Annotated in this window: 3 protein-coding genes; 2 read left to right on the forward strand and 1 reads right to left on the reverse strand. The window is 33.9% G+C overall.

What is annotated here, in order from left to right:
- Positions 1 to 251: 251 nt before the first annotated feature.
- A complete protein-coding gene (locus ACG9ZB_RS16605; protein ID WP_044432563.1) occupies positions 252 to 863 on the forward strand; it encodes a recombinase family protein in 612 nt (203 codons plus the stop codon).
- Between the two features lie 25 nt (positions 864 to 888).
- Positions 889 to 1083, forward strand: coding sequence for a hypothetical protein (locus tag ACG9ZB_RS16610; protein ID WP_044432560.1), 195 nt, complete (start codon positions 889 to 891; stop codon positions 1081 to 1083).
- 480 nt (positions 1084 to 1563) lie between these two features.
- On the opposite strand, the gene ACG9ZB_RS16615 is transcribed toward ACG9ZB_RS16610, so the two are convergent.
- Positions 1564 to 2163, reverse strand: coding sequence for a HEAT repeat domain-containing protein (locus ACG9ZB_RS16615; protein ID WP_180185718.1), 600 nt, complete (start codon positions 2161 to 2163; stop codon positions 1564 to 1566).
- Positions 2164 to 2330 lie beyond the last annotated feature (167 nt).

Genomic DNA, 2330 nt, shown 5'->3' on the forward strand with positions numbered 1-2330 from the left:
TTCTGATTAACCTAAAAGATAAGAAATCAAAGAATATTGAATAAACCATTGCATAGAGATTCTTAAATTTCCCTAAAATTAACATAATACACGTTATACAAATTCCCAAGGCATGGCTTCCAGTCATGCTTTTTTTATCAAAAGACTATAGCTGAATGATAGCGAGCCAAATCGCATACAATATCTATCATTAGACTTAATGCAATAATTAAATGATAGTGTTATCATTAATCTAACAGAATTAAGATTAAATGATAGAAATGAATACACGTATTTATCTACGAGCTTCAACTAAAGATCAAGATGCAGAAAGGGCTTTGCAGATTCTTCAGGATCTAAACCAAAACTTGAATTTGGGCGAAACCATTGTGTACGTGGAAAACTATAGTGGTACCAAGTTAGACCGACCTGAATTGAATAAGCTACTGTCAGAAGCAAATCAAGGTGACACCTTGTTGGTTGAAAGTATTGACCGATTATCACGCCTAACCCAACAGGATTTTCAAGAGCTGAAGCGCAGGATCCAGGAGAAGGGACTTCGTTTAGTCGTAGCAGATCTTCCTACTACCTACCAAATGATTCAAACCAGTGACAGCATTACTAATTCAATCCTGGATCTCATCAACAATATGTTGATTGATCTCCTGGCAACAATGGCCCGCCTGGACAATGAGAAACGTATAGAACGTATTAAGCAGGGCCTGGCACGTTCGGGTTACAAACCAACAGGTAAGAAAGCCAATGAGGCTAAGCACAAACGAATAAAAGAATTGCTAGCAGCTGGCAATATGACTAAGGAAGAAATTGCCAAAGCAGTGAATTGTGGAGTTGCAACTGTTTATCGAGTTGCTAAAGTCATTTAAAAAGGCTTGTATCAGTGCTTCCCTTATGTCATATCTATTTACAAAGGAGCAAGGCATTCTTAAAGGTCAAAAGACGGAATTAATGATGAAAAAGCATTTGATTTACCTTGTTTTTATAGTGATGGTTTTTATTTTAGCTCTGGTTGTAAAGATTGATAATGATCATAAAAAAGGGCAAGCATTAAAGAAATTGGAACTAGTTGAAAAGCAAATCCCTTAGGTAAAAATTGACTTATACTTATTTAAATAACGCTAATAACTAAGCCCAAAAAACACCTAGACCCAGTGCTATACACGCTTAGTTTTTTATATTTCAAAAGAGTATTTTAGCAAATATCATAAAAGACCGGTCTATTCTCAAGCCGGTTTTCTATATCGCAGAGCATCATGGCTTTATCATAGATATATGAATATTAAGATAAATAAAAAGCCCTATAGTCTCTCCCGTTACTATAAGGCTTATAAAACGCTGTAATTTTTTTCTTAATTACCTACTTTTCGATGTAGGTTATGAATATATTTTACCTATTGGTAAAAATAAAGATATAAGACAAAAGATGAATACGTTAGGAATTCCGCGTAAAAACTACTAATTTCGTATAACAGCCATTATGTTAAATCGGGATGTTTTTCCACTCAATAGTGAATTAAGAATGCTCTATAAAATCAGTTGTTATTTGCCTTTTAAAGAAGGATTTATCTATGGGAAAGTGGCAATTAATACTTTCTTTACTTCATCTGACGTATTTGGATCTACTTTAAGCTCATTAACGGCTTCAATAATCCGTTTACGAACAGCTTCATTCTCTGAAAGTGAACGCTTAAGCTCATGTTCTTTCTTAGTGAGTAGGGAAGCATTATAAAGAACACCCAGAGCCAAAATTTGAACCTTTGGATTCGTATCCTTTAAATAAGGAATAATATCGTCTGCTGCTTCAATTGGGTTTAATTTCGTTAGGGATATAAGAATTGCACTTAATGCATCAGGATTCGATTCATTTTGTTTCAACAAATCAACTAGCTTATGGATTTTATCTTCTCGTGAATATGTAGGGCTATCATTAATAGCAATCATACTTTTTGCCCATTTAGGAGGCATTCCATGAGGGAGATTGGACGCATTGTTAGTGATACCGTCATTAGCATTAAGAGTATTACGGTTGGAACTGATCTTTTCTTGAGTTTCCATCAGCTCTTTACTATGTACATCATCACTTTTTTTGGCAAAAATAAAAAATCCAATAAAAGCTACTACGATTGCCGTAATAACTAAATAAATCAACTTACTATTATTTTTCATATCACCTACATTTTTAAATAAGAATGTCGTTACATCAATACTAAAACACCAAAATAAGTTTAAATGAGTTCGCAGATTCAAATCCCAAGTGCAACACATTTGTAGTTAGTTGAAAAAGTTAGGTGTATTCATAGAATCATTAGACTTTTTCAACTCGCAATTGGAAA

The organism is Acinetobacter johnsonii (assembly GCF_048551975.1).
Taxonomy (GTDB): Bacteria; Pseudomonadota; Gammaproteobacteria; order Pseudomonadales; family Moraxellaceae; genus Acinetobacter; species Acinetobacter johnsonii_A.

Excerpts from the sequence above, each read along its gene's own strand:
- ACG9ZB_RS16605 (WP_044432563.1), top strand. The coding sequence starts at position 252 with ATGATAGAAATGAATACACGTATTTATCTACGAGCTTCAACTAAAGAT.
- ACG9ZB_RS16610 (WP_044432560.1), top strand. The coding sequence starts at position 889 with ATGTCATATCTATTTACAAAGGAGCAAGGCATTCTTAAAGGTCAAAAG.
- ACG9ZB_RS16615 (WP_180185718.1), bottom strand. The coding sequence starts at position 2,163 with ATGAAAAATAATAGTAAGTTGATTTATTTAGTTATTACGGCAATCGTA.